The sequence below is a fragment of the Xenorhabdus miraniensis genome, from assembly GCF_002632615.1.
Window position 1 is genome coordinate 125,821 of sequence record NZ_NITZ01000017.1, and the last position, 3,009, is coordinate 128,829.

The window sequence follows — 3,009 nt, forward strand, 5'->3', positions numbered from 1 at the left end:
TAATGGAGATTAAAAACATGAAAAAAATCATGGCGAGCCTAATCAAAAATAGGTTCACCCAAATCCTGACCTGTTCGATGGGAATACTCTTAACAAACGTTGCCCCCTCCCATGCCGCAATCGTTCCGCCGGGAACACAATTGGCCGATAAACAAGAAATTGTGCGTAACAATGGCTCCTTCCCTGCTTCGTTGGATGTCCATAAAGTAGAAAGTAATGTCGAGCTGAATATTATCCATGATTTTTTTGATGGTTTGGTCTACACCGATAGAAAAGGCAATATCGAACCGAGATTGGCAGAAAGCTGGGAAACAAAAGATAATAAAACTTGGGTCTTCCATCTCAGAAAAGGCGCTAAATGGTCTGACGGCTCACCGATTACCGCCCATGATGTCGTATTTAGCTGGCGGCGTTTACTTGATCCAACAATGGTTTCCCCCTATGGCAGTTATCTTGGAACTGCTCACGTTATTAATGCAGACGATATATTATCAGGCAAGAAAAAAGCAGAAGAGCTTGGTGTTAAGGCACTGGATGATCTCACATTGGAAGTAAAACTCGATAAACCCGTGGCGTATTTCTTGCAGATGCTGACTCATCCGATTTTAGTTCCGATTAGTGAAAAAGTGGTTAAAAAACAGGGCGATAAATGGACGCACCCCGATACTTTTGTGGGCAGTGGTGCGTTCAAACTCTCCGAATGGAAAGTGAATGAAAATGTCATCGGTGTCAGGAATCCCCAGTATTGGGATAATAAAAACACAATAATCAATAAAGTGACTTATCTTGCCCTTACATCAGAAAAGTCGGACTTAAACCGTTATCTTGCCGGTGAAATTGATATTACCTTTACCATTCCATTGGATTCCTTTGCATCATTAAAGAAAACATTAGACGATCAAGTTCATATTGATCCGATGCTCAGCACTTACTATTACGCCTTCAATATTAAAAAACCGCCATTTAATGATGTCAGGGTCAGGAAGGCATTAAGTTTAGCCATAGATAGAGATGTGATTGCTGAAAAAGTATTGGGAATGGGACAACTTCCCGCTTACAATATTCTTCCACCTAATATCGGCGGGATCACATTAAACCCACCAGAATATGCCTCCTGGACACAAGCACAGCGGATTAAAAAAGCCAAAGAATTATTGAACGAAGCCGGTTTTAACGAGAAAAATCCGCTCAAATTTAATTTGCTTTATAACACAAGAGAATCCCATAAAAAACTTGCCATTGCTGTGACGGCAATGTGGAAGCAGAACCTGGGTGTTCAAGCCAGCTTACAAAATCAGGAATGGAAAGTGATGTTGGATAATATGCACCAGAATAAGTTTGATATTGTCAGATACGCATGGACGGCAGACTACAATAGCCCAATGTCTTTCTTAGGAATTTTCCTGACAGGAAGCAGCCAGAACATACCATTATATGAAAATAGTGATTTCGACCAGTTGGTCATTAAAGCAGGTGAAACCAACGATACTGATTATTATCAAAAGGCAATAGATATTTTCGACAATGATATGCCTGTAATTCCTGTTTATTATTATGTTATTAACCGCATGGTAAAACCATATGTCGGTGGTTTCTACGTTAGCCCAATGGACTATATATCGACAAAAGATCTCTATATTATTAAGCACTAACCTTAAATCAGAGCCTGTATTAACAGGCTCTGATTATAGCGATTGATAAGTTAATTAAATCATGAGTTGGATAAGTAAGATTAAATACAATTATGGAGAGCTAAAGTATGTCAAAAATAATCAACAATAAAAAAATAAAATTACTTACTTGTACTATGGCACTTATGTTGAACAATATTGCATTATCTCATGCTGCGGTAATTCCTGAAGGAACAAAGTTGGCAGCTAAGCAGGAAATTGTGCGCAATAATGGCTCAGAGCCAGCTTCATTGGATACACATAAAGTTTCAAGTAATGTTGAATTCAATATTATCAGTGATTTTTTTGATGGTTTGATTCAGGTTAATAGGCAGGGAAAGATTGAGCCAAGGTTAGCAACCAGTTGGGAAACCAAAGATAATAAAACATGGGTTTTTCATTTAAGAAAAGATATCAAATGGTCAGATGGTTCACCTATTACAGCTCACGACGTTGTATTCAGTTGGCGGCGTTTAATTGATCCTGATACTGTTTCTCCTTATGGTAGTTATCTTGAAAATGCGTCTGTAGTGAATGCAAATGAGGTTTTGACCGGTAAGAAAAAAACAGAAGAGCTAGGGATAAAAGCGCTGAATGATGAGATGCTGGAAGTGCGGCTGGACAAACCCGTCGGAGATTTTCTACAGATGCTGACCCATCCCGCTATGTTTCCGATAAGTGAAAAGGCAGTAAAAAAATATGGCGATAAATGGACAAGACCGGAAGTATTTGTCGGCAGTGGGCCATATAAACTTTCTGAGTGGGTTGTTAATGAAAAAATAGTCGGAGTCAGAAACACCCAATATTGGGATGATAAAAATACAGTGATTAATAAAGTAACCTATCTTCCTCTTTCTTCAGAAAAATCGGATTTAAACCGTTATCTGGCGGGAGAAATCGATATTACTTTTACTATTGCAGCAGAATCTTTTCCATCACTGAAAAAATCATTGCCTGATGAGGTAAAACTCTCTCCCAAAGCAACAGTATATTTTTATGAGTTTAATAATAAAAAATCACCATTTAATGATGTCAGAGTCAGGCAGGCGCTGAATTTAGCCATCGATAGAGATATTATTGTTGATAAAATCTTGGGGCAGGGGCAATTACCTGCTTATACTATGCTCACCCCAGATATAGGGGGCTTTAATTTTAAACAACCTGATTATGCTTCATGGACTCAGGAGCAGCGTATTGCCAAGGCTAAAGAGCTACTGAGTGATACTGGGTTTAATCAAAATAACCCACTTACTTTTAATCTGCTTTATAACACGCAGGAAGGACATAAAAAAATTGCCATTGCGGTTAGCTCAATGTGGAAAAAAAATCTTGGTGTAAA

2 protein-coding genes are annotated in these 3,009 nt (G+C 38.5%); both read left to right on the forward strand.

Annotation, left to right across the window (positions count from 1 at the left end):
* Window positions 1–17 precede the first annotated feature (17 nt).
* A complete protein-coding gene (locus Xmir_RS36150; protein ID WP_099115151.1) occupies window positions 18–1,652 on the forward strand; it encodes an ABC transporter substrate-binding protein in 1,635 nt (544 codons plus the stop codon).
* Between the two features lie 107 nt (window positions 1,653–1,759).
* A partial coding sequence (locus tag Xmir_RS36155; protein ID WP_099115149.1) for an ABC transporter substrate-binding protein occupies window positions 1,760–3,009 on the forward strand: 1,250 nt, incomplete at its 3' end.

Excerpts from the sequence above, each read along its gene's own strand:
- Xmir_RS36150 (WP_099115151.1), top strand. The coding sequence starts at position 18 with ATGAAAAAAATCATGGCGAGCCTAATCAAAAATAGGTTCACCCAAATC.